The sequence below is a fragment of the Streptomyces lydicus genome (genome assembly GCF_001729485.1).
Classification (GTDB): domain Bacteria; phylum Actinomycetota; class Actinomycetes; order Streptomycetales; family Streptomycetaceae; genus Streptomyces; species Streptomyces lydicus_D.
Window position 1 is genome coordinate 6856923 of record NZ_CP017157.1, and the last position, 24863, is coordinate 6881785.

Genomic DNA, 24863 nt, shown 5'->3' on the forward strand with positions numbered 1-24863 from the left:
CCGAGTGAGGGAGAGCATCAGTGACCATCGCGCCAACGGAGCCCGCGTCAGACGCCGAGGTCGGGCAGCCCGACGGCCCGGGCGTCGCCCTGCTGCGCACCCTGACCGAGCTCACCGCGGACCTCACCGCCACCGACCCCGGCAAGGTGGCCGCCGCCGCCCTGCGCGGCCGGCACGCGGGCTCCGACGCGGCCGAGCTGCGCTCGCTGGCCACCGAGGCCGCGGCCGGTCTGATCGGTGACGAGCCGCAGTACTCCAAGCTCGCCGCCCGGCTGCTCACCCTCGCGATCTCGGAGGAGGCGGCCGAACAGGGGGCGGTCGCCTTCTCCGCCTCCATCGAGGTCGGCCACCGCGAGGGGCTGATCGCCGATGCGACCGCGGAGTTCGTACGGACCCACGCCGCGCGGCTGGACGCCCTGGTCGAGCGGGCGCTCGCGGACGGCGCCGACGACCGCTTCGGCTACTTCGGGCTGCGGACGCTGCACTCGCGCTATCTGCTGCGGCACCCCACCACCCGTCAGGTCGTCGAGACCCCCCAGCACTTCCTGCTGCGGGTGGCCTGCGGCCTCGCCGAGACCGCTGATGGCAAAGAGGGCAGCGACCGCGCGCTGGCCGACGTCGCCGAGCTCTACCGCCTCACCAGCTCGCTGTCGTACCTCCCCTCCTCCCCCACCCTCTTCAACTCCGGCACCCGCCACCCCCAGATGTCGTCCTGCTACCTGCTGGACTCCCCGCTGGACGAGCTGGACTCGATCTACGACCGCTACCACCAGGTGGCGCGGCTCTCCAAGCACGCCGGCGGCATCGGCCTGTCGTACTCCCGCATCCGCGCCCGCGGTTCGCTGATCCGCGGCACCAACGGGCACTCCAACGGCATCGTGCCGTTCCTGCGCACGCTCGACGCCTCGGTCGCCGCGGTGAACCAGGGCGGCCGGCGCAAGGGCGCCGCCTGCGTCTACCTGGAGACCTGGCACGCGGACATCGAGGAGTTCCTGGAGCTGCGCGACAACACCGGTGAGGAGGCCCGCCGGACGCACAACCTGAACATCGCGCACTGGATCCCCGACGAGTTCATGCGCCGGGTCGAGGCGGACGCCGACTGGTCGCTGTTCTCGCCGTCGGACGCCCCCGAACTGGTGGACCTGTGGGGCGAGGAGTTCGACGCCGCGTACCGGAAGGCGGAGACCGAGGGCCGGGCGGTCAAGCAGATCCCGGCGCGGATGCTGTACTCCCGGATGATGCGCACCCTGGCGCAGACCGGCAACGGCTGGATGACGTTCAAGGACGCCGCCAACCGCACCGCCAACCAGACTGCCGAGCCCGGCAAGGTCGTGCACTCCTCCAACCTCTGCACGGAGATCCTGGAGGTGACCGACGACGGCGAGACCGCGGTCTGCAACCTGGGGTCGGTGAACCTCGCCGCGCACCTGGGCGACAACGGTGAGATGGACTGGGAGCGGCTGGACGCCACGGTCCGCACCGCCGTCACCTTCCTCGACCGCGTCGTGGACATCAACTTCTACCCGACCGAGCAGGCCGGCGCCTCCAACTCCCGCTGGCGCCCGGTCGGTCTGGGCCTGATGGGTCTGCAGGACGTGTTCTTCCGGCTGCGGCTGCCCTTCGACTCGGCCGAGGCCCGGGAGCTGTCGACCCGTATCTCCGAGCGGATCATGCTGGCCGCCTACGAGGCGTCCGCCGACCTCGCCGAGCGGCACGGCCCGCACCCGGCGTGGTCCGCGACCCGGACCGCCCGCGGCGTGCTGCACCCGGACCACTACCCGGACACCGAGCCCCGCTGGGCGGACCGCTGGGCGGCGCTGCGCACCCGTATCGCCGCCACCGGGATGCGCAACTCGCTGCTGCTGGCCATCGCGCCGACCGCGACCATCGCCTCCATCGCGGGCGTGTACGAGTGCATCGAGCCGCAGGTCTCCAACCTCTTCAAGCGCGAGACGCTCTCCGGCGAGTTCCTCCAGGTCAACGCGTATCTGATCGAGGAGCTCAAGGCCCTGGGGCTGTGGGACGCACGGACCCGTGACGCGCTGCGCGAGGCCAACGGCTCGGTGCAGGACGTCAGTTGGGTCCCCGAGGAGGTACGGGCGCTGTACCGCACCGCCTGGGAGATCCCGCAGCGCGCGCTGATCGACATGGCCGCGGCCCGTACGCCCTACCTCGACCAGAGCCAGTCGCTGAACCTCTTCATGGCCTCGCCGACCATCGGCAAGCTCAGCTCGATGTACGCCTACGCCTGGAAGCGCGGCATCAAGACGACGTACTACCTGCGCTCCCGTCCGGCGACCCGGATCGCGCAGTCCGCCCGCGGCACCGCCGCCGCCTCCGCCCCCGTACCGCAGCAGGCCACCGACCCCGAGGCGGTCGCCTGCTCCCTGGAAAACCCCGAGTCCTGCGAGGCATGCCAGTAATGACCACCGCCCCCGAGACGAACGCGTCCGCCGCCCACACGGCCACCACCGGTGAGAAGAACCTCCTCGACCCCGGCTTCGAGCTGACCCTGCGTCCCATGCGGTACCCGGACTTCTACGACCGCTACCGCGACGCGATCAAGAACACCTGGACCGTGGAGGAGGTCGACCTCCACTCCGACGTCGCCGACCTCGCCAAGCTCTCGCCGGGTGAGCAGCACATGATCGGCCGGCTGGTCGCGTTCTTCGCGACCGGGGACTCGATCGTCGCCAACAACCTCGTGCTGACGCTGTACAAGCACATCAACTCCCCCGAGGCGCGGCTGTACCTGAGCCGTCAGCTCTTCGAGGAGGCGGTGCACGTGCAGTTCTACCTGACGCTGCTGGACACCTACCTCCCCGACCCGGACGACCGCGCCGCCGCCTTCGCGGCCGTGGAGAAGATCCCGTCCATCCGGGAGAAGGCGGCGTTCTGCTTCAAGTGGATGGACTCGGTCGACTCGATCGACCGGCTGGAGTCCAAGGCCGACCGGCGCCGCTTCCTGCTGAACCTGATCTGCTTCGCGGCCTGCATCGAGGGCCTGTTCTTCTACGGCGCCTTCGCCTACGTCTACTGGTTCCGCTCGCGCGGTCTGCTGCACGGCCTGGCCACCGGCACCAACTGGGTGTTCCGGGACGAGTCCATGCACATGGAGTTCGCCTTCTCGGTGGTGGACACCGTCCGCGAGGAGGAGCCCGATCTCTTCGACGACGCGCTGGAGCAGCAGGTCACCGCGATGCTCAAGGAGGCCGTCGAGGCGGAGCTCCAGTTCGGCCGGGACCTGTGCGGTGACGGCCTGCCGGGGATGAACACCGAGTCGATGCGCGAGTACCTCCAGTGCGTCGCCGATCAGCGGCTGCAACGGCTCGGCTTCCCGCCCGTGTACGGCTCGGAGAACCCGTTCTCCTTCATGGAGCTGCAGAACGTCCAGGAGCTGACCAACTTCTTCGAGCGGCGGGCCTCGGCCTACCAGGTCGCCGTCGAGGGCTCGGTCTCCTTCGACGACGACTTCTAGTCCGGTTCCGGCCGGCCCGTCCGCCACGGGCCGGCCACGCCCCTTCTCCCTGGTCACCGGCCTTTGTGAGCATTCTGTTACCTCGGCAACCGCAGCCCGGGCCGCCACATCTAAGCGGGTATGAAGGGCACGAAGGGGCGTCGCCGGTTCATCGACTATCCGCGCCAGGGACGGGAGGGTCCGCGCCGCTGGCTGCCGTCATGGCGGCTGTGGCTCGGCACCCTCTCGTTCGGCGTTCTCTCGCTGGCCGGGCTGTTCGCCATTGTGTACGCGAACGTCGACATCCCCGACGAGAACGAGGCGGCCGCACAGGAAGCGACCGTCTACTACTGGGCGGACGGCAGCCAGATGGTGAGCGTGGGCGCCGTCAACCGGCAGAACGTCACCCTCGACAACGTGCCGGACTCCGTCGAGAACTCCGTCATCGCCGCGGAGAACGCCACCTTCTACAGCGACCCCGGTATTTCCGTCCAGGGCATCGCGCGCGCGGTGGTCAACATGGTCTCCGGTGAGGAGACCCAGGGCGGGTCCACCATCACCCAGCAGTATGTGAAGAACACCTATCTGTCGCAGGACCAGACGGTCACCCGCAAGGTGAAGGAATTCATCATCGCGCTGAAGGTGAGCAATCAGAAGTCCAAGCAGGAGATTCTGCGCGGTTACCTCAACACCAGCTGGTTCGGCCGGGGTTCGTACGGCATACAGGCGGCCGCCCATGCGTATTACGGCATCGACGCGAGCCGGCTGAACCCCAGCCAGGGCGCGTTGCTGGCGGCCCTGCTGAAGGGCTCGGAGCAGTACGACCCGGGGCTGAGCAAGGCCAATCACCAGCGGGCCGTGGAGCGCTGGAGCTGGATCCTCGACCGGCAGGTCGCCACCGGGAAGATGAGCGAGGAGGAGCGGGCGAAATACCGCGAGTTCCCCGAGCCCCGGGCACCGGCGAAACCCACCAGCCAGGCCGGCCAGACCGGCTATCTCGTCGATGTGGCCAACAAATTCGTCAAGTCCGAAACCGGGCTGACCGACGCGGATCTGGCGCGCGGCGGCTACCGCATTCACACCACCTTCGACAAACAGCGCACCCACCGCCTGGAAAAGGCGGTCACCGATGTCCGCCGGCAGCACATCGACCCGAAGAAGCGCGCCGCCGACAATTACGTGGAGTTCGGCGCGGCCTCGGTACGCCCGAAGGACGGCGCGATACTCGCCGTCTACGGCGGCACCGACGCCACCCGGCACTTCAGCAACAACGCGGACACCACGGCGGTCCCGGCCGGTTCCGCCTTCAAGCCGTTCGTGCTGGCGACCGCACTCCAGCAGCAGGTCGGCCGGCCCGAGGAACCCCAGGTCTCGGGAGAGGCGCAGCCGGCGGACTGGACGAGCCGGTTCGGGGATCTGCGCGGCGCCCTGATGAAGGCCGAGAACCCGCCGTTCGTGCAGGCCGGGAAGGTCCTCGGGCTGGAGCGGATCCGGGACCTCGCGGTGGCGGCGGGGCTGCGCGAGGAGAGCATGGCGCGGCTGGAGCAGACCTTCCCGCTCGGCACCTCGGCGCCCAGCGCGATCCGGATGGCCAGCGCCTACACCACGTTCGTCAACGGCGGACTGCACGCCGACCCCTACGCGGTGTCCTCGATGACCTACGGCGGCAGGAAGATCCACGGCTTCGACCGGGCCGAACCCGACCAGGTCCTCGACGCCGGGGTCGCCCAGCAGGTGTCCGCCAGCCTGGAGGGGCTGGGCTGGCGCTCGCTGGGGCTGCCCGGCGACGGCGCGTCCTCGCAGCCGGTCGCGGCCGGCCGCACGGAGCCCGGCGACCGGATGAAGTCGGCGTGGTTCATCGGCAGTCCCCTCGCCGGCCCCGGTGCCGGTAGCGGCACCGACGCGGCCGGCCGGGGCGGCGAAGGCGCCGGCGACGAGCCGACCACCGCCGTCACCATGTTCCGCAACAAGCCGGGAGCCCCCGAGCTGCTGCCCATGCAGGGCGTCGGCGGCGACGGCAAGGGGCTGGGCACGGCGCTCCCGCCGAAGGTGTGGAGCGCCTACCGGAACGCGTCCTGACGGGCCCGGGCGCCCGCTCCCGGCCGGGCCGGGCGCCCACCGGCCTCAGTCGTTGGGGACGACGGGGTAGCGCGGCTCCCGCTCGGCCATCTGCTTCAGCGCGTCCTTGCGGTCCCGCTTGCTGAGCCGGTCGATGTAGAGGTAGCCGTGGAGGTGATCGGTCTCGTGCTGGAGGCAGCGCGCGAAGTAGCCGGTGCCCCGGATCGCGATCGGCTCGCCCTTGGCGTCCTGGCCGCGGACGACGGCGTAGTCGGGGCGGGCCAGCTCGGCGTAGGCGCCGGGCACGGACAGGCAGCCCTCGTTGGAGTCGTCCAGCACCCGGCGCTCGGCGGGCACCTCGTCCAGCACGGGGTTGCAGACCGCGCCGACGTGCCGGACGCCCTCGTCGTCCAGGCAGTCGTAGACGAAGACCTTCAGGTCCACACCGATCTGGTTGGCGGCCAGCCCCACGCCCTCGGCGGTGCGCTGGCTGGCGAACATGTCGTCGATGAGCTGGGCGAGCTTGTCGTCGAACTCCGTGACGTTCTTGCACTCCTTGTGGAGCACCGGGTTGCCGACGACCGTGATCGGCCGCGAGGTGCCGCGCTCGCGGTGTGCGACCTCACGCTCCTCCGCGTCCGTGACATCGTCGATGAACGCGTCATCCACCCGCTGGTCACCCTCTTGATCAAAAACAGGCTGCTGGGCCATCTCCGCCGTACGCCTTCCTGAAAACCCTGAATAGTCGCCCTACAGCCTACGGCGACCCGTGCGGGCGCTCAGCAGACCTCTTCAAGATCGCGCCATTCCCGGGTGTCCGGGCTGTCCGCGACCCAGCCGTCCAGCAGGCCGCGCACCAGGGCGGACGGCGCCGCGATACCGCACTCGCGTTCCGGCACCCACAGGGATCCCGAGCCCGCGGTGCGGTGGCCTAGCGGGCCGGGATGGCCCGGCTCGCTGTGGTCGTGCGGGTCCAGGTGCTCGCCGTCGCCCTCGTCGCTGGGCATCCGGCTCTCCGAGCACGTACGGCACAGCAGCCGTACGGACGACGACCAGTCCTCGGCGGCGAAGCCCGCCTCGGCCGCCAGCCGCTCCAGGGCGTCCCGGTCGGCCTCGGTGGCGGCCTCCAGGAGCACCACCCAGGTGGGGACCGGTGAGGGGGCCCACAGCTCGATCTCGTCGAAGACCGGGAAGGCCCTGGTGGCGCCGCCGGCGCCGGCGGCGGTGGTCCGCTCACCGTGCGGGACGCCGTCGTGCAGCACCACCTCGCCCCAGCGGCGCCCGGAGGACGGCAGCGGGATGGAGAGCACCTCGATGCGGGCCGGGTCCAGCCGGCGGCCCCAGACCACCTCGGCCTCCCCCTCCGGGGAGAGCCGGACGGCGGCGCTGCCCAGGGCCATACCGAGCGGTTCGCCGGACGGGGAACCCTCGCCCGGCACCTTCAGGCCGTACGCCTGCCAGGCGCGGCGGGCCAGCGGCCAGTCCTGGAGGGCGGTGGCGGCGATGCCGACGTTCCACCAGTCGGGCGCCCCGGCCTCCCGGTCCAGCAGCGCGACCGCGCGCAGGCCGGCGGCCCGGGCCTGCTCCCAGTCGTGCCGGAATTTGTGCAGCAGAGCCAGGTTGAACCAGGACTCCGACAGCCACGGCTCCATGTCCGCGGCACGGGTCAGCAGCGCCCCCGCGTCCTCGTAACGGCCGTCGCCGATCAGCGTGAAAGCGCGGTCGGTCGCCTGCCGCCACGAGGCGGAGGGCCGGTGCCGTACCTTGCCGAAGATCCTCACGATTCCCGCCTGCTGGTTGCTCTTGATTGCCGCTCCGGAGGTCTCCCGGGCGGCGCCCGGGGCCCTTCTGGGGGCCCACTCGACAACCTGCCACAGATTGCCGTCGGGCTCAGCCCGGTTTGCTGCGCCCCCTGCGGCTCCTTGCCCTTCACCGACCCCCTGAACCCCCCTGAAAGGGGCTCCCTTCGCATCCAACCATGCCCATCTCGGAGGGCGCTCATTACCCATGGGTTCCACGGCATCGGACACCCGGTGGGGGCGCGCGGGGCCACGGCCGGGCACCGGAACGCCGCCGCGCGCCCGCCCTGCCGGTTTTCCGGGTTTATCCGCCACTACCAGCCGTTACGTACCGGAAAGCGCGGCTGCCCGGCCCGCGCCGGGCACCGTCGCCCCGCTCACCCCGCCCGGCCGCCCCGCGCCAGGACCCGGGCGAGCGCCTCGACGACCCCGGGCTCGTGGTCCCGCGCGGTCGCCAGCCGCAGCCGTTCCAGGGCCCGCAACCGGCCGCCGGGCCCCGCGGCGGTGCCCGACAGGTCGTCGTAGGCGTTGACGGTGCGCACGATACGGGCGGTGACCGGCTGGTCCCGGTACGGATCCGCCTGCCGCTCGACGATCACCGCGACCTCCGCGGGAACCCCGGTCTGCCGGACCACGGCGCCGCCGAGCAGCGCGATGCGACGCTGTTCGGCGGACGGCAGCGGCGCGGTCGCCCCCCGGGGCACCGGGTCCAGCAGGGACAACTGCCCGATGTCGTGCATCAGGGCGGCGTACTCCAGCACGTCGAGGTCCGGCTCGTTCAGGCCCAGTTCGCGGCCCACCGCGCGGCTGAGGGCGGCCACCCGGCGGGCGTGGCCGTGCGGGGTGTAGCCGGCGATCTCGGTGGAGCGGGCGAGCGAGGCGATGGTCTGGCGGTAGGTGGTGCGGACCGCCGCGAACCGGCGGAAGGCGCACTGGGTCAGCAGCAGCGGCAGGCAGAACACCGGCAGCGCCCACAGCCCGGCGACCGCGGTGGCGAGCGAGATCACCACGCCGGTGGCGCAGATGGCCGTGCCGATGCCCAGCAGCGCGCGCAACTCGTCGCGCAGCAGCGGCCCGAAGGGCCAGCCGGTACGGGCCCGGGCGAGCGCGGCCGCCAGCACCGCGTCGCACAGCGTGGTCAGCGCCAGCAGGGCGACCAGGAACAGCGGATGGGCCGGCCCGGACGCCATCCCGGCGCCCAACCCGCCGCCGCCGTGCAGGGGTTGGAAGCAGACCGCGGCGAACCCGACGGTCAGCACCCGGCGCGCGAGGTGGTCCAGCGCCGGCCCCCGCCCGCGGGCGAGCTGCGGGACCAGCCCGATCAGCCCGGCCGCGAGGACGACCGCCACGGTCTGCGGCACGCCGTGGCCCGTAGGCCGGCCACCGGCCTCGCCGAGCAGCGCGTAGGCGAGCGCGCCGGCCGCACCGAGCGGCGCGGCCTCCCGCTCCCCCACCGCCCGCCGGTACCCGGCCGCCGGCGCGCCGCCCCGGCCGACCACCTCGCCGACCGCGATCAGCACGCCGAAGGCCAGCGCGATGCCCGGCCGGTCCACCCCCTCCCAGAGCGTCCGGCCGAGCGACCAGCAGGCCAGGACGGCGGCCGGCACGTGGACCGCGGCGACGACGATCCGGCCGCGGCCGGCGGGCGGGGCGGGACGCGGACCGGAGCCGCCGCGGCCCGCCCGGCCACCCGCGTCCGGTGTCCCGGCGTCCGGGGTCCCGGCACCCGGCGTCCCGGCGTCCGGCGGCTCCTCGGGGGCGCCGGTCATCGCGCCCCGCCCCGCGCCGCCTCAGGCGTCCCGTCCGCCCCTTCCCGCACGGCCGTCGCGTCAGGCGCGTCAGCCGCGTCAGGCGTGACGTTTCCTCTGCCGGTCCCGTCCCCCGCCACGCCCTGCTCCACGTCCGCCGCCGTGACCAGGTCCGGCTGCCAGCCGTACCGGTCGAGGGCCGCCGCCAGCGCCCGGACCATCCGCGGATCGAACTGCGCGCCGGCGCACTTGCGCAGCTCCGCGACTGCGGCCGGCACCGGCCGGGCCCGGCGGTAGGAGCGGGTCGAGGTCATCGCGTCGAAGGCGTCGGCGACCGCCACCACCCGGGCGAACTCCGGAATCTGATGGCCCCTCAGGCCGTACGGATAGCCGCGGCCGTCCAGCCGCTCGTGGTGGTGCAGGATCGCCGCGCGCGCCTCCCCCAGGAAGCCGATGCCGCGCACGATCTCGTGCCCGTACTCCGGGTGCAGCTCGATGACCCGGCGCTCCTCCGGCGTCAGCGGCCCGTCCTTGCGCAACAGCCGGGTGGGGACGCCGAGTTTGCCCACGTCGTGCAGGATGCCGGCGAACCGCAGGACCTCGGTCCGGTCGTCCGGCATGCCCAGCTCCCGGGCGATCATCACCGAGGCCCGGCCGACCCGCTCGCTGTGCCCGCGGGTGTAGCGGTCCTTGATGTCCACGGCCTGCACCAGCGCCCGGATGGTGGCCTGGTGCGCGGCGCGTTCGCGGTGGTACCGGTCGAAGACCCAGGCCGACAGGCACATCGGCAGCAGCACCAGCAGCGCCGCCGGCGGCCCGTACGCGCTGCGCCACAGCACCGCCATCATCAGCCCGGCGAGGCCCTGGACGAGGTGCGGTCCGAGCGAGCGGGTCAGCAGCCCGCGCCAGGCGGTGCGCGGCGGGTGCCGTTCGGCGGCGACCAGCACCCCGCCGTCCAGCGCCGCGAGCACCACGCAGAACACGCCGGCGGCGGCCGCGGCGGGCAGCAGCAGGACGGGGAAGCGGGGTGCGGCGAGCGCATGGGGGCTCAGGACGCGGAAGACCTCGGCGGCCGCGCAGCAGGCGAGCGCGGTCTCCGCGGCGTGCCAGAGCCTGCGGGCGGCGGCCCAACGGACCGCGGCCGGGGCGAGCAGGGCGCCCGGTACGGCGGCCAGCGCGGCGAGGGACGGCGGCAGCAGGAAGACCCCGGCGAGCAGCACCGGGTCGGCCCGGCCGGGCCCCGCGTAGGGCCGGGTCCCGTGCGGCGCCCGGCCGCCCGGCAGCGGGCAGCCACGGATCCGTTCGCACAGTGCGTAGAGGGCGGCCAGGGCCAGGGCGCTGCTCCAGGGAGCGCCGGCGCCGAGCCGCAGGACGGGCGCGGTGCACAGGGCCGCGGCCAGGGCGGCGCCACCGATGTATCCGCGCGCTGCCGTCGGAAGTCCCCGTATCGCGCCCATCGAGCCGTCCTCCTCACCGTGCCCGCGGTCCCGGGCCCGTGACGAGCCAGGGCCCGGCGCCCCGCACTGCGGAGCGCCCGGGTTCGGTGAGAATAGAGGGGCTGCGGCGCCGGGGAGGGCGCATCAGCGGATCGGGCGGGGGGATCGCCTCACCCCTCACCCCTTAGGGTGATCTGCCGTCTTATTCGGCGCGCGCGGTCTCGGACCGTGCATCGCCGGAGCCGGCCGGCTCGCCGCCCGGCTGCCCGGCGGCGGCCGCGTCCGCCTGCTCCCGCTGGGCCGCCTCCCGCTTGGCCTGTTCCAGCACGCTCACCTCGGGCACGGTCTCCCCGGCCCGGATGAGCTCGATCCGGCCCATCACCTTGGAGCGCAGATCGGTCGGGACGTCGTCGTGGCCGCAGCAGCGCTTGACGAGCTTCTTGACGGCCTGCTCCAGGCCGTACTTCTCCAGGCAGGGCGAGCACTCGTCGAGATGCACCTGGAAATCGGCGCACTCCCCCGCCGGCATCTCACGGTCGAGATACTCGTAGAGGTGATCAAGGACCTCGGAGCAGTCCTTCTCGTGCGGCTCTCCGCAGCTCATGATCCCGAGCCTTTCCGGTCGTGCGGCTCCGGCGTCGGCGCGGCCTGCGGGTCCGCAGCCGTCGCACCCGCCGGGACCAGCCCGCGCTCGCGGGCGTAATCCTCCAGCATGCCGCGCAGTTGGCGCCGGCCGCGGTGCAGCCGGGACATCACGGTGCCGATGGGTGTCCCCATGATGTCCGCGATCTCCTTGTACGCAAACCCTTCGACGTCCGCGAGGTAGACCGCGATGCGGAATTCCTCGGGGATCGCCTGGAGCGCGGCCTTCACGTCCGAGTCGGGGAGGTGGTCGAGCGCCTGGGACTCGGCGGAGCGCAGACCCGTCGACATGTGCGACTCGGCGCGCGCCAGCTGCCAGTCCTCGATCTCCTCGGCGGCACTGCGCTGGGGCTCGCGCTGCTTCTTGCGGTAGGAGTTGATGAAGGTGTTCGTGAGGATGCGGTAGAGCCACGCCTTGAGGTTGGTGCCCTCCCGGAACTGGTGGAAGGACGCATATGCCTTGGCATACGTCTCCTGCACCAGGTCCTCCGCGTCGGACGGATTGCGCGTCATGCGCAGCCCGGCGGAGTACATCTGGTCCAGGAACATGAGGGCGTCCCGCTCGAAGCGCGCATTGCGCTCGGCCGCGCTCTCCTCCGGGCGCGCAGACTGCTCCTCAGCAGTGCCGTCGGCCCCTGCGTCGGTACCGGTGACCGGACCCACCTCCTCCAACACCGTCACGGATCCGGAAGCGGACCCCCTCGAATCGGAGAATAGACGACGATCCGGTGCCGCCGCCGCTCCAGCCAGGGCTGGCTGCGTCACCTGCATCTGCGACCACGGCAGGTCAGCGGCCGGGCGGGCCGGGCAAGCGATTCCCATGCGGCGGACTCCCATTCCTCGTGCTTCGCCGGACGTACTCGAGTACTTCCGCCTCTCACAACAGCCCCTGCGCCCCGGGCATTCCCGTCCGCCGCACCGATCTTCGCCGCCCGTCCCGCCCCCGTTTCCGCACCCCGGGGTTGACACATCCGCTTGCCGCTTCAGCAATGGAGGGGTGGATCACACACCGAACGACACGACCCGCCGCGCAGCCGACGGCGGACCGGGCGGCAGCGGGTACGGCGGGGCCCCCGCCGAGGCCGGCGGCGCCGCGCACGGGACCGCGTACGAACAGGTGCTCGCCGAGGTGGGCCCACGGTTGCGGCGGTTGCGGCAGGAACGCGGGGTGACGCTGGCCGCGCTCTCCGAGGCGACCGGGATCTCGGTGAGCACCCTCTCGCGCCTGGAGTCCGGCGGCCGCCGAGCCACCCTGGAACTGCTGCTGCCGCTCGCGCAGGCGCATCAGGTGCCGCTGGACGAGCTGGTGGGCGCGCCGGAGGTCGGCGATCCGCGGGTGCGCGCGGTGCCGGTGCGGCACGGGGACCGGACGGTGGTGCCGCTCACCCGCCAGCCGGGCGCCCTGCAGGCGTTCAAGCTGGTCATCGACGCGGGCGGGGAGCCGCCGGAGCAGCGTACGCACGAGGGCTACGAGTGGCTGTACGTGCTGTCCGGGCGGCTGCGGCTGCTGCTGGCCGACCGGGACGTGGAGCTGCGGGCCGGTGAGGCCGCCGAGTTCGACACCCGGCTGCCGCACTGGTTCGGGCCGGCGGACAACCGGCCGGTGGAGCTGCTGAGCCTGTTCGGCCGGCAGGGCGAGCGGATGCACGTACGGGCCCGCCCGCGGGGGCGGACGGACTGACCCGGGCGGGGCCGGTGCCCGCGCCGGCCCGGTCCCGTGCGGGCGGTCAGCCGAACAGCCCGTCCAGCCAGCCGACCACCGCGTCCGAGAGCTGCGTCATCGACTCCGCCTCGGCGATGCCCGCCTTCTTCGGCACCGCGAAGCCGTGGTCCCCGTGCGGTACCTCGGTGAGCACGGTGCCCGGCGGGAACTCCGCCGGCCGGCCGAACGGGTCCCGGCCGCCCTGGACGACCAGGGTCGGCACCCCGGCACCGGTCAGCTCGTCCGCCCGGGACTTCTCCGGCCTGCCCGGCGGGTGCAGCGGGAAGCTCAGCGCGAGCACCGCCTCGGCGCCCAGCTCACGCGCCGTACGGCAGGCGACCCGGGCCCCGGCGCTGCGGCCGCCGGCGACCACCGGCAGCCCCGGCTTCTCCAGCGCCGGCCACAGCGCCGTCCACGCCGCGTCCAGGGTCTTCGGCGCGGGCGCCACCTTCTTGCCGGCCACCCGCCACGGCTGCTCCACCAGCGCGACGGTGTAGCCGCGGGCCGGCAGCGCGGACGCCAGCGCCCGCAGGTCGCGCGCCTCGATGCCGCCGCCGGCACCGTGGCTGACGGCGACCACGGCCCGGGCCGGCTCCGCGTCGCGGTGCCAGGTGATCCGGGCGTCACCCGCCGGCGTCCCGACCGTCTCGGTCTCCTTCGCCCCTGCACTCATGCCGCACCCTCACTTCCCTCGGCCTGACCCTCGCCCGGCGCGCCCGGGGCCGTGACGTCCCGGCGCGGGCACGCGCGCTCGCGCTGCCCATCCTGCCCGCGCGAGGGCGAGAAGGGCAGCACAGCCCGCCGGCGCCCCCTGGCGCGGCGCGGGCGCGCGGTCAGAACAGCGTGCCGACCTCGGGCGCGTCGAGCTCGGTGACCAGCTCGGGACCGTTGTTGCGGACGTTGCTGACCTCGGTCGGCACCGGGAAGGCCCGCATCAGGCCGGGCGGCGGGGGCGCCAGCAGCGCCCGCAGCTCGTCGGGGTCCGTACCGGCCGGGTCCAGCCAGGCGTCCCAGCGGTCCGGCGGGAGCACCAGCGGCATCCGGGGGTGGATCTCGGCCAGCGACCGCGGGCCCTCGCCGGCCGCCCCGGCCAGCGGGGTGGTCTCGGCCTCGGTGGTCACGACCGTGCAGGTCACCCACCAGGCCCGCGGGTGGTCCCCGGGCAGCGTGCGGTCCCGCCAGAACTCGTACAGCCCGGCCATCGCCATCACGGAGCCGTCCGCGGGCGTGACGAAGTACGGCTGCTTACGGGGCCGCTTCCGCCGCCCCTGCTCCTCCAGCTGCCGCTCGGCGGCGCCGGTGACCCACTCGAAGTAGCCGTCGCCGGGCAGCAGACAGCGGCGGGCCGCGAACGCCTGGCGGAAGGACGGCTTCTCGTGCACCGTCTCGGCCCGGGCGTTGATCATCTTCGCGGCGGCGTCGGGTGAGTTCGCCCACGCCGGCACCAGCCCCCACTTCAGCGGCCGCAGCTGGCGTGCCGGGCCCGGCGGGAAGCCGTCGGCCGCCGCGCCCTTGAGGGGGCGTTCGAGCACCGCGTGCACGGTGTCCGTCGGCGCCACGTTCCAACTGGGCGCCAGGGTCTCCTCGGGTTCCCACTGCTGAACATCGAAGAGCCCCACCAGCTCCTCGGGGCGACGACTCGCTGCATACCTACCGCACATGCATGCCACACTGCCATGCCACACGAAGGGGAGACATGGACACCGACCACCTCACCGACATATGGGGCCGGGTCTTCGGGACCCAGCCCCCGCCCTCGCTCTGGCTGGTGCTCGTCACCGCGGCGCTGGCGCTGGGCGCCGTCGTCCCGCGCACCGCCTGGCGGCTGTCCCGCAACGCCGTCACCATCGCGCACGAGGGCGGGCACGGGCTGATCGCCCTGCTCACCGGGCGCCGCCTGGACGGCATCCGGCTGCACTCGGACACCTCGGGCCTGACCGTTTCGCGCGGCAAGCCGACCGGCCTGGGCATGGTGCTGACCGCCGCGGCCGGCTACATCGCCCCGTCGCTGCTGGGGCTGGCGGGCGCCGCGCTGCTCGCCGCGGGGCACATCACGGCGCTCCTGTGGGGTGCCACCGCCCTGCTGCTGGCGATGCTCGTCATGATCCGCAACGCCTACGGCGTGCTCACCGTGGTCCTGGCCGGCGCCGCGTTCGTCCTGGTCTCCTGGCTGACCACGCCCCAGGTGCAGGCGGTGTTCGCGTACGCGGTGGTGTGGTTCCTGCTGCTGGGCGGGGTCCGGCCGCCCTTCGAGCTCCAGGGCAAGCGGCGCCGGGGCGGCGCCGCGGACTCCGACCCGGACCAGCTGGCCCGCCTGACCCACGTCCCGGCGGCCGTGTGGCTCGGCCTCTTCCACGTCGTGACGCTGTGCTCCCTCACGGGCGGCGGCCGCTGGCTGCTCGGCCTCTGACGTCAACCCGGCCGGCCCGTCCTCCCCCGACCGCCGTTTACGCCACTTCGGGCGCATCCGTACGCGCGCGCACTACCAGTGCCATGTTTCGGCGGGGTTGCGCCACTTTTGATCAAGATCGGCACCCTTGCCCAGCCATTAAAGTAAGGGCATGACCGAGAGCCCCGCACACCCCGCCCTGTGGCCCGCCCCCCTCGCGCCCGGGGCCGTCGATGCAACCGTCACCGTGCCCGGCTCGAAATCGGTCACCAATCGCGGCCTGGTCCTGGCCGCCCTCTCCTCCGAGCCGGGCTGGCTGCGCCGCCCGCTGCGCTCCCGCGACACCCTGCTGATGGCCGAGGCGCTGCGCACCCTGGGCGTCGGCATCGAGGAGACGGCCTCGTCGAGCTCCTCCGGTCCGGCCGGCTCCGCGGACGCCGGGCAGCAGGCCGGCGGCGAGGCATGGCGGATCATCCCGGCGGGGCTGCACGGCCCGGCCACCGTCGACGTCGGCAACGCCGGAACGGTCATGCGCTTCCTGCCGCCGGTCGCCGCGCTGGCCGACGGCCCGGTGCGCTTCGACGGCGACCCGCGCTCCTACGAGCGTCCGCTCGGCGGGGTCATCGACGCGCTGCGCGCCCTGGGTGCCCGTATCGACGACGACAACCGCGGCGCCCTGCCGATGACGGTGTTCGGCGGCGGTGCCCTGGAGGGCGGTGCGGTCGAGATCGACGCCTCCTCGTCCTCCCAGTTCGTCAGCGCCCTGCTGCTGTCCGCGCCGCGCTTCAACCAGGGCGTCGAGGTCCGGCACGTCGGCGCGGCGCTGCCCTCGATGCCGCACATCCGGATGACCGTGGACATGCTGCGCAGCGTCGGCGCGCAGGTGGACACCCCGGAGGCGGGCGGCGAGCCGAACGTCTGGCGGGTCACCCCGGGGGCGCTGCTCGGCCGCGACCTGATCGTCGAGCCCGACCTGTCCAACGCCCAGCCGTTCCTGGCCGCCGCGCTGGTCACCGGCGGCCGCGTCACCATCCCGGACTGGCCCGCGCACACCACGCAGCCCGGTGACGCGCTGCGTGAGATCTTCACCACCATGGGCGGCTCCTGCGAGCTGACCGAGCAGGGCCTGACGCTGACCGGCAGCGGCCGGATCCACGGCATCGACGTCGATCTGAGCGAGGTCGGCGAGCTGACCCCGGGCATCGCCGCGGTCGCCGCGCTGGCCGACTCCCCCTCCACCCTGCGGGGCGTGGCGCACCTGCGGCTGCACGAGACCGACCGGCTGGCGGCGCTCACCAAGGAGCTCAACGAACTCGGCGGCGACGTCACCGAGACCGCGGACGGCCTGCACATCCGGCCGCGTCCCCTGCACGGCGGGATCTTCCACACCTACGAGGACCACCGGCTGGCCACCGCCGCCGCGGTCATCGGCCTCGCGGTCGAAGGCGTGGAGGTGGAGAACGTCGCCACGACGACCAAGACCCTGCCCGACTTCCCCGCCCTGTGGGCGGAGATGCTCGACCCGTCGGCGGCCCCCGCCCGGAGAGTCTGAGGGGTCCGGCCGCCATGCGCCGCTACGGCAAGAACCCCGATGAGGACGACATCCGCGTCCGGCCCAACCGCAAGGGCAACCGTCCCCGCACGAACATCCGCCCCAAGCACGAGGACGCGGCCGAGGGCCTGGTCCTGACCGTCGACCGGGGCCGGCTGACGTGCCTCATCGACGGCCGCACGGTCACCGCGATGAAGGCCCGCGAACTGGGCCGCAAGAGCGCGGTGGTCGGCGACCGGGTCGCCGTCGTCGGTGACCTGAGCGGCGCCAAGGACACCCTCGCGCGGATCGTCCGGGTCGAGCCGCGCACCTCGACGCTGCGCCGTACGGCCGACGACGACGACCCGTTCGAGCGCGTCGTGGTCGCCAACGCCGACCAGCTGGCCATCGTCACCGCGCTCGCCGACCCCGAGCCGCGCCCCCGGCTGATCGACCGCTGCCTGGTCGCCGCCTACGACGCGGGCCTGGAGCCGCTGCTGGTGCTGACCAAGTCCGATCTCGCCTCCGCGGACGCCCTGTTGGAGTCCTACGGGGCGCTGGGCGTCCCCTATGTCGTCACCAACCGCGAGGAACTCACCGACGGCAGCGCCGCCGAGCGGGTGCGGGAGCTGCTGAAGGGCCGGATGACGGCGTTCGTCGGACACTCCGGCGTCGGCAAGACGACGCTGGTCAACGCGCTGGTCCCGGAGCGCCGCCGGGCCACCGGACACGTCAACGCGGTCACCGGCCGCGGCCGGCACACCACCACCTCCGCGCTGGCGCTGCCGCTGCCCGGCGACTCGGGCTGGGTCATCGACACCCCGGGCGTCCGCTCCTTCGGGCTGGCGCACATCGACCCGTCCCGGGTCATCCACGCCTTCCCGGACCTGGAGCCGGGCACCGTCGACTGCCCGCGCGCGTGCAGCCACGACGAGCCGGACTGCGCGCTGGACACCTGGGTCACCGACGGCCACGCCGACCCGGCCCGGCTCTACTCGCTGCGCCGCCTGCTGGCCACCAGGGAACGACGCGAGGGCGACTGATCACCGGGTTTGCCCCTGCCCGTCCGAGGTAAATACACCGAGGCCGGCGAACTGGTCACCGGCCCTGATCGCCCGGACGGGGCCCCGGACGAGTGAGGCTGACGTCCCGTCGTCACTCATCCAGCTGACGGAGGCAGGGCTTATGGCGTGGGCGTGGCTGCTGGTCGTGGTGGCGGGGCTCCTGGAGACCGGCTTCGCGGTGTGCCTCAAGCTCTCGCACGGCCTCACCCGCCTCTTCCCCACCATCGCCTTCGCGGCGTTCGCGCTCGCCAGCTTCGGTCTGCTGACGCTGGCGCTGCGCAAGCTCGACGTCGGCCCGGCCTACGCGGTCTGGACCGGCCTCGGCGCGGCCGGCACGGCGGTCTACGGCATGGTCTTCCTCGGCGACGTGGTCTCCACCCTCAAGATCGTCTCGATCACGCTGGTCATCGTGGGCGTGGTCGGGCTGCAGCTGTCGGGCTCCGGAGGGCACTGAGGCCCTCCGCGCCCCGCACCGCAGGGTTCTGACGTCCCGTCAGTCCTGTTCCGTCTGCCGGGCGCCGGCCGGCGCCAGCCGCGCGAAGGCGCCCGCCACGAGCCGGGACACCGCCTCCGTCTCCGCCTCCCGCCGGGCCCGCCGTGCCGGTACGCGTCCCGGCGGCGCGCCCGCGGCCACCGGCGCGACCACGCACGACAGGGTCAGCCGCACCGCGGTCTCGCAGGCGGCGCCCAGGGCCGGCAGCTCCTCCTCGGGCCAGCCGCCCTCCAGCGCGGCGACCGCCTGGTCGCGGAACCGGCCGACGAGCTCGGCGGGTCCCGGCAGCGGCCCCTCGGGGCGGGCGGGGTGCGCCGCGCCGCGGGACCGGCCGGCCGGGCGCCGGTCGGCGGCAGGGGCTCGCCCGGCGCCGCCGGGAGCGGCAGCCGGTCGCCCCAGCACCCGGTCAGCGCGGCCCTGACCAGCGGATTGGTGCGCGCGGTACGCAGCGTCCAGGCGGCCGCTGCGACCACCTTGGCCGCCGCGTCGGCCCGGCCCCCGGCGACCGGGGAGCCGCCCCGCGCCAGCGCCCGGGCGACGCCGGCGAGGTAGTTGTCGGTCTCCCGGCGCACCAGCGCGCGGGCCAGCCCTTCCTTGCTGCCGAACTCGTTGTACAGCGTCTGCCGGGAGACCCCGGCGGCGGCCGCCACGTCGACCATCCGTACGGCCGGCCAGGCCCGGGCCGTCAGCGCCGTATAGGCGGCGTCCAGCAGGGATTCACGCGCTGCGGGCATCCATCGCCTCCCCGGCCGCCCGGCCGAGATGGCCGGTGTGCGCACAGAATTGACGCGCCCTCAGGCACTGTCAAGGGGCGTCGCGGCACCGGCGCACCGGGCCGGTGCGCGCGGCCCGCCCGGCGCCCGCTCACCTGGGCGGCGGGCGACACACGCCGTGGGGACACAGCCGTGTGGCTGCGGCGTATACCAATGGATACTGTTCGCACATGCCCGACTATCACGATGATCTTCGCCTCGGCCATGTGCTCGCCGACGCCGCGGACGCCGCCACCATGGAGCGCTTCAAGGCGCTCGACCTCAAGGTCGAGACCAAACCGGACATGACGCCGGTGAGCGAGGCGGACAAGGCCGCCGAGGAGCTGATCCGCAGCCAGCTCCAGCGGGCCCGGCCGCGGGACGCGGTGCTCGGCGAGGAATTCGGCAGCGAGGGCGCCGGGCCGCGCCGCTGGATCATCGACCCGATCGACGGCACGAAGAACTACGTCCGCGGGGTGCCGGTCTGGGCCACGCTGATCGCGCTGATGGAACGCGGCGAGGGCGGCGACCGCCCCGTGGTGGGCATCGTCTCCGCGCCGGCGCTCAACCGCCGCTGGTGGGCCGCGGAGGGCCTGGGGGCCTTCACCGGCCGCAGCCTGACCTCCGCGAGCCGGCTGCAGGTGTCGAAGGTCGGCCGCATCCAGGACGCGTCGTTCGCGTACTCCTCGCTGACCGGCTGGGAGGAGCGCGGCAAGCTGCCCGGCTTCCTCGACCTGAGCCGGGACTGCTGGCGGACCCGGGCCTACGGCGACTTCTGGCCGTACATGCTGGTCGCCGAGGGCGCGGTGGACATCTGCGCGGAGCCCGAGCTGTCGCTGTGGGACATGGCGGCCTGCGCGGTGGTGGTCAAGGAGGCCGGCGGGCAGTTCACCGGCCTGGACGGCAGGCCGGGGCCGCACAGCGGCAACGCGGCGGCCTCCAACGGTCTGCTGCACGAGGAGCTGCTCGGCTACGTCGGCGACGCCAAGCACTGAGTCACGCCGCCCCGCCCGGCGGCACCGGACGCCGGGCGGCCCGGCGTGCGGGCGGGCGCTCGGACACGCGTCCACAACTTGCCCCTTGTTGCGGCCACCGCGGCATGTGAACATGAGAATCCCCCACTTTGTGAACTTGTGAATCCCTTCGCAAGGCACATTCACCAAGGAGGTGGCTCCTCTCCATGCCCATGTACGTCAAGGACGCCATGAGCACGATGGTCCTCACCATCGGCCCGGCCCACACCCTCCGCCAGGCGGCCCAGCTGATGGCGGCTCGCCGCATCGGCGCGGCCGTGGTCCTCGACAACGACAACAGCGGCATCGGTATCCTCACCGAGCGCGACATCCTCAACTCGATCGGCGCGGGCGAGAGTCCCGACCGGGAGACCGCCCACGCCCACACCACCTCCGACGTGGTCTTCGCCGCTCCGGACTGGACTCTGGACGAGGCGGCGGAGGCGATGGTGCGCGGCGGTTTCCGCCATCTGATCGTGCTGAACGACCACGAACCCGTCGGCGTCGTGTCCGTGCGCGACATCATCCGCTGCTGGGCCACCGCCGACATCCGCGCGGGCGCGGTGCCGGCCTGAGAGAACGGCCGCCCACGGCGGCCGGGCACGCGAAGAGGCCGGAGCCCCATGGCGTCCGGCCTCTTCGGTTGTACGGCAAGTCTGGTCAGCCGCGCAGGGCCTGGACCGCGGCCTCCAGTCGCTTGCCGTAGTCCGCGTCCGCCTTGCGGAAGTTCTCGATCGCGCGCCGGGCGATGTCGTCGCGGGAGACCTGCGAGACGAAACCCGCCAGGTTGTCGATCAGGCGCTCCTTCTCGTCCTCCGACATCAGCCGGTAGAGGTTGCCCGCCTGGACGAAGTCGTCGTCCTCGGCGTGCGAGGGCGCCGCCTGCTCACCGGTGGAGCCGGTCACCGCGACCGGCTGCCACAGCGGCCGGCCGGTCTCGGCCGGGCCGCCGAAGCTGTTGGGCTCGTAGTTCTTCGCACCGGCGTGCCGGCCGTCGTAGAGCACACCGTCCCGGGCGTGGCTGCGCGCCTCGGTGGCGTGCGGGCGGTTGACCGGCAGGTGGTCGGCGTTGATGCCGACGCGGTAGCGGTGCGCGTCGCCGTACGCGAAGAGGCGGCCCTGGAGCATCTTGTCGGGGGACGGGCCGATGCCCGGCACGAAGTGGTGCGGGGAGAAGACCGACTGCTCGACCTCGGCGAAGATGTTCTGCGGGTTGCGGTTGAGCTCCAGCTTGCCGATCTCGATCGGCGGGTAGTCCTCGTGCGGCCAGACCTTGGTCAGGTCGAACGGGTTGAAGCGGTAGTTCGCCGCCTCGGCCGCGGGCATGATCTGCACCTGCACCCTCCAGGACGGGAAATCGCCGCGCTCGATGGCCTGGCGCAGGTCCCGCTGGTGGCTGTCCGGGTCGAGGCCGGCGGTCTCGGCGGCCTCGGCGGTGGTGAGGTTCTTGATGCCCTGGTCGGTCTTGAAGTGGTACTTGACCCAGAACACCTCGCCCGCCTCGTTGTTCCACTGGAAGGTGTGCGAGCCGAAGCCGTCCATGTGCCGGTACGACGCCGGGATGCCGCGGTCGCCGAACAGCCAGGTCACCTGGTGGGTGGACTCGGGCGAGAGCCCCCAGAAGTCCCAGACGTTGTCCGCCTCCTGCGAGCCGGTGTACGGGTCGCGCTTCTGGGTGTGGATGAAGTCGGGGAACTTGAGGGCGTCCTTGATGAAGAACACCGGGGTGTTGTTGCCGACGAGGTCGTAGTTGCCCTCCTCGGTGTAGAACTTCAGCGCGAAACCGCGGGGGTCGCGCACCGCGTCGGCCGAGCCGAGGTTGCCGGCGACGGTCGAGAAGCGCAGGAACGTCTCGGTCTGCTTGCCGACCTCGGAGAGGAACTTCGCGCGGGTGTACCGGGTCACATCGGCGGTGACCGTGAACGTGCCGTACGCGCCGGCGCCGCGGGCGTGCACCACGCGCTCCGGGATGCGCTCGCGGTTGAAGTGCGCGAGCTTCTCGATCAGGAGCTGGTCCTGGATGAGACCGGGCCCGCCGGGGCCGGCCGTCTCGCTGTTCTGGTTGTCCGCGACCGGGGCACCGGTCGCCGTGGTCAGCGGTCCGGTGGTGCTCTCTACCGACACGTGCGCCTCCTGAAGTCTTCGCCACCTGCCCTTGGCTTGCGCCGTACCCGATCCTACATTGGACAATGTCTAAGTCAAGAAGAGCACGAAAGTCGTACGCGATCCGGCCATGGACCGGCCACTGCTACCCTGGCTCTATCTGACTGATAGGTGATTGGCATGAGTGACCTGCTGGAACGACTCCGGGGACGCGGCTGGCGGCTGACCGCGCAGCGACGCGTCGTCGCCGAGGTCCTCGACGGGGACCACGTCCACTACACCGCCGACGAGGTGCACGCGCGGGCGTCCGAGCGGCTCCCCGAGATCTCCCGCGCCACGGTCTACAACACCCTCGGCGAGCTGGTCTCGCTGGGCGAGGTGCTCGAGGTCAGCACGGACGGGCGCGCCAAGCGCTACGACCCGAACGCGCACCACGACCACCAGCACCTCATCTGCTCGCGGTGCGGCACGATCCGCGACGTGCACCTCCAGGGCGACCCGCTCTCCGCGCTCCCCGAGCCGGAGCGCTACGGCTTCCAGGTCTCCGAGGTCACCGTGACCTACCGCGGCCTGTGCCCCGACTGCGGCACCGCCTGACCCCACCGGCAGACCACCCGCGGAACACCCCGCCCCGAGCCCGCGCCCCACGAAGGCCGCGGGCTCCTTCGCGCACCCGGCCGCGGCCCCACCGCACCGCACCCCACACCCCTCTCCCCCCGCACACCCCCTTGCCCGGATCTGACGACCCGTCATATCGTCGGCCGCGCCGCGCATTCCGGCCACCGGACCGGCCCGCCCGGCCGGCCCCGGGGCCGCGCACCCCCGCGGCGCCCTGTCCGCACTCCGCAAGGAGCACCCCGTGGGAGAGCCGCACCCCGTACCCGCCGCGCACCGCCCGCCCGCCGACCACCCGCCGGCCCTCCGCGCCCGCGCCCTGACCAGGTCGTTCGGCCGCGGTCGCGGCGCGCTGGCCGCCCTCGGCCCGGTGGACGCCGAGATCGCGCCCGGCGAATTCGTCTGCCTCGTCGGCCCGTCCGGCTGCGGCAAGTCGACGCTGCTGCGGATCGCTGCCGGGCTGCTCCGCCCCAGCCGGGGCGAGCTGGAGCTCCGGGCGACCACCGCGCACCCGGCCGCGATGATCTTCCAGGACTACGGCATCCACGACTGGAAGACCGTGCTGGCCAACGTCCGCTTCGGCCTCGACATCCAGCGCGTGCCCCGCAAGGAGGCCGACGAGCGGGCCCGCTCCTGGCTCGCCCGGCTGGGACTCACCGACTTCGCCGGCGCCTACCCGGCCGCCCTCTCCGGCGGCATGCGCCAGCGCGTCGCGCTCGCCCGCGCGCTCGCCGTCGAACCCGAGATCCTGCTGATGGACGAGCCCTTCGCGGCCCTCGACGCCCAGCTGCGCACCCTCCTCCAGGACGAGCTGCTCGACCTCACCCAGACCACCCGCACCACCACCCTCTTCATCACCCACAGCCTGGAAGAGGCGCTGGTGCTCGGCGACCGGGTCCTGGTGATGTCCGCCCGGCCCGGCCGGATCATCGCCGAACGCCGCCCGCCGTTCGGCCGCCCGCGCACCGGCGAGGTCCGCGCCACCCCCGCATTCACCGCGCTGAAGGCCGAGTTGTGGGAACTGCTGCGGGGCGAGGTGACCGGCCCCGGCGCGCGCCGGGCCGCCCCGCACCAGGGGGCCGAAGGGGGCGTGCCGGCATGAGCACCACCCGGCGCGGCCCCGGCCCGCGCCACGACGACGCACCCCCCGCCGCGCCGGCCCGGCTCCTGGTCCGCCGCCCCGGCCCCCAGGAGCTGCATCCCGGGCGCACCCACCGCCGCCGGCGCGCCCTGGAGCTCGCGCTCGCCCTCGCCGTCCCGGTCCTGCTCGTCCTGGTGTGGCAGCTGGCCGCCACCCGCTCCTGGATCGACGCCCGCATCTACCCCGCGCCGTCCACGATCCTCGCGGACGGCTGGGACCGGGCGCTGGCCGGCGAGCTGTGGCCGGACGTGACCGCCACCCTCCGGCGCGTACTGGCCGGCTATCTCCTCGGCACCGTCAGCGGCTACCTCCTGGGCCTGCTGATGGGCTCCCTGCGCCTCGTACGGGCCGCCCTCGAACCGCTGCTGGACGCCCTGTACGTGGTTCCCAAACTGGCCCTGCTGCCGGTGTTCCTCAACATGTTCGGGCTCGGCGAGGGCCCGCAGATCGCGCTCGTCGCCGCCACGGTGTTCTTCTTCGTCTGGATCTCGACCATGGCGGCGGTGCTGGCCGTACCGGCCGGGCACCGCGACGCCGGGCGGGTCTTCGGCGCGAGCCACTGGCAGATGTTCCGGCACGTGCTGCTGCCCGCCTCGCTGCCCGCCGTCCTGGTGGGCGCCCGGATCGCCGCGGGCGTCGCCGTCCTGGTGATCGTGGCCTCCGAACAGATCGCCGCGACCGACGGGCTCGGCCACCTGGTCTTCGACGCGCGTGCCCTGTTCCAGAACGACGTGATGTTCGTCGGCATCGTCTGCGTGGCCGTACTCGGCGTGCTCTTCTCCGAGCTGGTGCGGCTGGCCGGCCGCCTCCTCACCCCCTGGGCACCCCGCGACCGCGGCCGCGCCCGGACCTGACCCCCGCTCCCGCCCGTCTCCGCGCCTGTCCCCGCCCCTACGCCCGCGTCCGCACCTCACCGCCCG

General features: G+C 73.3%; 22 protein-coding genes and 1 pseudogene. 13 read left to right on the forward strand and 10 right to left on the reverse strand.

From position 1 onward, the window contains the following. Positions 1–20 precede the first annotated feature (20 nt). The 3 genes from SL103_RS29680 (at position 21) to SL103_RS29690 (ending at position 5536) form a co-directional block, all read left to right on the forward strand. A complete protein-coding gene (locus tag SL103_RS29680) occupies positions 21–2423 on the forward strand; it encodes a ribonucleoside-diphosphate reductase subunit alpha (protein WP_069572054.1) in 2403 nt (800 codons plus the stop codon). After that, complete coding sequence (locus SL103_RS29685) at positions 2423–3478, forward strand: ribonucleotide-diphosphate reductase subunit beta (RefSeq protein ID WP_069572055.1); 1056 nt, start codon at positions 2423–2425, stop codon at positions 3476–3478. Before SL103_RS29680 ends, SL103_RS29685 begins: the two co-directional genes overlap by 1 nt. A 120-nt stretch (positions 3479–3598) precedes the next feature. Continuing rightward, entirely contained in the window at positions 3599–5536 is a 1938-nt protein-coding gene (locus SL103_RS29690) for a transglycosylase domain-containing protein (RefSeq protein WP_069572056.1), read from the forward strand. Between the two features lie 45 nt (positions 5537–5581). Here the strand turns inward: SL103_RS29690 and def are convergent, their stop codons facing one another. From def to SL103_RS29720, 6 genes are all read right to left on the reverse strand, one after another. Continuing rightward, on the reverse strand, positions 5582–6226 hold the full coding sequence (gene def, locus SL103_RS29695; RefSeq protein ID WP_069572057.1) for a peptide deformylase: 645 nt from the start codon (positions 6224–6226) through the stop codon (positions 5582–5584). A 68-nt stretch (positions 6227–6294) separates the two neighbouring features. Further along, on the reverse strand, positions 6295–7296 hold the full coding sequence (locus SL103_RS29700) for a tetratricopeptide repeat protein (protein ID WP_069572058.1): 1002 nt from the start codon (positions 7294–7296) through the stop codon (positions 6295–6297). 395 nt (positions 7297–7691) lie between these two features. Then, a complete protein-coding gene (locus SL103_RS29705) occupies positions 7692–9083 on the reverse strand; it encodes an HD-GYP domain-containing protein (protein WP_079146042.1) in 1392 nt (463 codons plus the stop codon). Beyond that, entirely contained in the window at positions 9080–10510 is a 1431-nt protein-coding gene (locus tag SL103_RS29710; RefSeq protein ID WP_347877900.1) for an HD-GYP domain-containing protein, read from the reverse strand. Before SL103_RS29710 ends, SL103_RS29705 begins: the two co-directional genes overlap by 4 nt. 190 nt (positions 10511–10700) lie before the next feature. After that, positions 10701–11102: a mycothiol system anti-sigma-R factor gene (gene rsrA / locus SL103_RS29715; protein ID WP_069572059.1), complete on the reverse strand. Its 402-nt coding sequence runs from the start codon at positions 11100–11102 to the stop codon at positions 10701–10703. Continuing rightward, on the reverse strand, positions 11099–11803 hold the full coding sequence (locus tag SL103_RS29720) for a sigma-70 family RNA polymerase sigma factor (protein ID WP_208870066.1): 705 nt from the start codon (positions 11801–11803) through the stop codon (positions 11099–11101). The genes rsrA and SL103_RS29720 overlap by 4 nt, the downstream gene beginning before the upstream one ends. Before the next feature lie 454 nt (positions 11804–12257). Here SL103_RS29720 and SL103_RS29725 point away from each other — a divergent pair, with 454 nt between their 5' ends. Beyond that, positions 12258–12821, forward strand: a complete 564-nt coding sequence (locus SL103_RS29725; protein WP_069574234.1) for a helix-turn-helix domain-containing protein — start codon at positions 12258–12260, stop codon at positions 12819–12821. Between the two features lie 46 nt (positions 12822–12867). Here SL103_RS29725 and SL103_RS29730 read toward each other — a convergent pair whose 3' ends face one another. Then, the gene (locus SL103_RS29730; protein ID WP_069572061.1) at positions 12868–13515 is read right to left on the reverse strand and encodes an alpha/beta hydrolase family protein; all 648 of its coding nucleotides are present in this window, start codon (positions 13513–13515) and stop codon (positions 12868–12870) included. Positions 13516–13675: 160 nt separating this feature from the next. Then, positions 13676–14503, reverse strand: coding sequence for an SOS response-associated peptidase (locus SL103_RS29735; RefSeq protein WP_069572062.1), 828 nt, complete (start codon positions 14501–14503; stop codon positions 13676–13678). Between the two features lie 35 nt (positions 14504–14538). Between SL103_RS29735 and SL103_RS29740 the strand changes: the two genes are divergently transcribed. The 4 genes from SL103_RS29740 to SL103_RS29755 all read left to right on the forward strand — a co-directional run bounded on the left by SL103_RS29740 (position 14539) and on the right by SL103_RS29755 (position 18280). Next, entirely contained in the window at positions 14539–15252 is a 714-nt protein-coding gene (locus SL103_RS29740) for a M50 family metallopeptidase (protein WP_069572063.1), read from the forward strand. A 151-nt stretch (positions 15253–15403) separates the two neighbouring features. Further along, positions 15404–16783, forward strand: coding sequence for a 3-phosphoshikimate 1-carboxyvinyltransferase (aroA, locus tag SL103_RS29745; protein WP_069572064.1), 1380 nt, complete (start codon positions 15404–15406; stop codon positions 16781–16783). A gap of 14 nt (positions 16784–16797) precedes the next feature. Continuing rightward, a complete protein-coding gene (rsgA, locus tag SL103_RS29750) occupies positions 16798–17805 on the forward strand; it encodes a ribosome small subunit-dependent GTPase A (protein ID WP_069572065.1) in 1008 nt (335 codons plus the stop codon). A 142-nt stretch (positions 17806–17947) separates the two neighbouring features. Next, positions 17948–18280, forward strand: coding sequence for a DMT family transporter (locus tag SL103_RS29755; RefSeq protein ID WP_069572066.1), 333 nt, complete (start codon positions 17948–17950; stop codon positions 18278–18280). Between the two features lie 39 nt (positions 18281–18319). Here SL103_RS29755 and SL103_RS29760 read toward each other — a convergent pair. After that, positions 18320–19053 (reverse strand): annotated as a pseudogene (locus tag SL103_RS29760) (TetR/AcrR family transcriptional regulator). Between the two features lie 209 nt (positions 19054–19262). Here SL103_RS29760 and hisN point away from each other — a divergent pair. Both hisN and SL103_RS29770 read left to right on the forward strand, forming a co-directional pair. Next, entirely contained in the window at positions 19263–20066 is an 804-nt protein-coding gene (hisN, locus tag SL103_RS29765) for a histidinol-phosphatase (protein WP_069572067.1), read from the forward strand. A gap of 191 nt (positions 20067–20257) precedes the next feature. Continuing rightward, the gene (locus tag SL103_RS29770; RefSeq protein WP_069572068.1) at positions 20258–20659 is read left to right on the forward strand and encodes a CBS domain-containing protein; all 402 of its coding nucleotides are present in this window, start codon (positions 20258–20260) and stop codon (positions 20657–20659) included. Between the two features lie 85 nt (positions 20660–20744). Here the strand turns inward: SL103_RS29770 and SL103_RS29775 are convergent, their stop codons facing one another. After that, a complete protein-coding gene (locus SL103_RS29775; protein ID WP_069572069.1) occupies positions 20745–22208 on the reverse strand; it encodes a catalase in 1464 nt (487 codons plus the stop codon). A 159-nt stretch (positions 22209–22367) separates the two neighbouring features. On the opposite strand from SL103_RS29775, the gene SL103_RS29780 reads away from it, so the two are divergent. The 3 genes from SL103_RS29780 to SL103_RS29790 all read left to right on the forward strand — a co-directional run bounded on the left by SL103_RS29780 (position 22368) and on the right by SL103_RS29790 (position 24797). Continuing rightward, a complete protein-coding gene (locus tag SL103_RS29780; protein WP_069572070.1) occupies positions 22368–22784 on the forward strand; it encodes a Fur family transcriptional regulator in 417 nt (138 codons plus the stop codon). A 262-nt stretch (positions 22785–23046) separates the two neighbouring features. Then, entirely contained in the window at positions 23047–23904 is an 858-nt protein-coding gene (locus SL103_RS29785) for an ABC transporter ATP-binding protein (protein WP_079146046.1), read from the forward strand. Then, positions 23901–24797, forward strand: a complete 897-nt coding sequence (locus tag SL103_RS29790) for an ABC transporter permease (protein ID WP_244304077.1) — start codon at positions 23901–23903, stop codon at positions 24795–24797. Before SL103_RS29785 ends, SL103_RS29790 begins: the two co-directional genes overlap by 4 nt. Positions 24798–24863: the final 66 nt, after the last annotated feature.

Excerpts from the sequence above, each read along its gene's own strand:
- SL103_RS29705 (WP_079146042.1), bottom strand. The coding sequence starts at position 9,083 with ATGACCGGCGCCCCCGAGGAGCCGCCGGACGCCGGGACGCCGGGTGCC.
- rsrA (WP_069572059.1), bottom strand. The coding sequence starts at position 11,102 with ATGAGCTGCGGAGAGCCGCACGAGAAGGACTGCTCCGAGGTCCTTGAT.
- SL103_RS29755 (WP_069572066.1), top strand. The coding sequence starts at position 17,948 with ATGGCGTGGGCGTGGCTGCTGGTCGTGGTGGCGGGGCTCCTGGAGACC.
- rsgA (WP_069572065.1), top strand. The coding sequence starts at position 16,798 with ATGCGCCGCTACGGCAAGAACCCCGATGAGGACGACATCCGCGTCCGG.
- SL103_RS29780 (WP_069572070.1), top strand. The coding sequence starts at position 22,368 with ATGAGTGACCTGCTGGAACGACTCCGGGGACGCGGCTGGCGGCTGACC.
- def (WP_069572057.1), bottom strand. The coding sequence starts at position 6,226 with ATGGCCCAGCAGCCTGTTTTTGATCAAGAGGGTGACCAGCGGGTGGAT.
- aroA (WP_069572064.1), top strand. The coding sequence starts at position 15,404 with ATGACCGAGAGCCCCGCACACCCCGCCCTGTGGCCCGCCCCCCTCGCG.
- SL103_RS29770 (WP_069572068.1), top strand. The coding sequence starts at position 20,258 with ATGTACGTCAAGGACGCCATGAGCACGATGGTCCTCACCATCGGCCCG.
- SL103_RS29690 (WP_069572056.1), top strand. The coding sequence starts at position 3,599 with ATGAAGGGCACGAAGGGGCGTCGCCGGTTCATCGACTATCCGCGCCAG.
- SL103_RS29740 (WP_069572063.1), top strand. The coding sequence starts at position 14,539 with ATGGACACCGACCACCTCACCGACATATGGGGCCGGGTCTTCGGGACC.
- hisN (WP_069572067.1), top strand. The coding sequence starts at position 19,263 with ATGCCCGACTATCACGATGATCTTCGCCTCGGCCATGTGCTCGCCGAC.
- SL103_RS29735 (WP_069572062.1), bottom strand. The coding sequence starts at position 14,503 with ATGTGCGGTAGGTATGCAGCGAGTCGTCGCCCCGAGGAGCTGGTGGGG.
- SL103_RS29730 (WP_069572061.1), bottom strand. The coding sequence starts at position 13,515 with ATGAGTGCAGGGGCGAAGGAGACCGAGACGGTCGGGACGCCGGCGGGT.
- SL103_RS29685 (WP_069572055.1), top strand. The coding sequence starts at position 2,423 with ATGACCACCGCCCCCGAGACGAACGCGTCCGCCGCCCACACGGCCACC.
- SL103_RS29790 (WP_244304077.1), top strand. The coding sequence starts at position 23,901 with ATGAGCACCACCCGGCGCGGCCCCGGCCCGCGCCACGACGACGCACCC.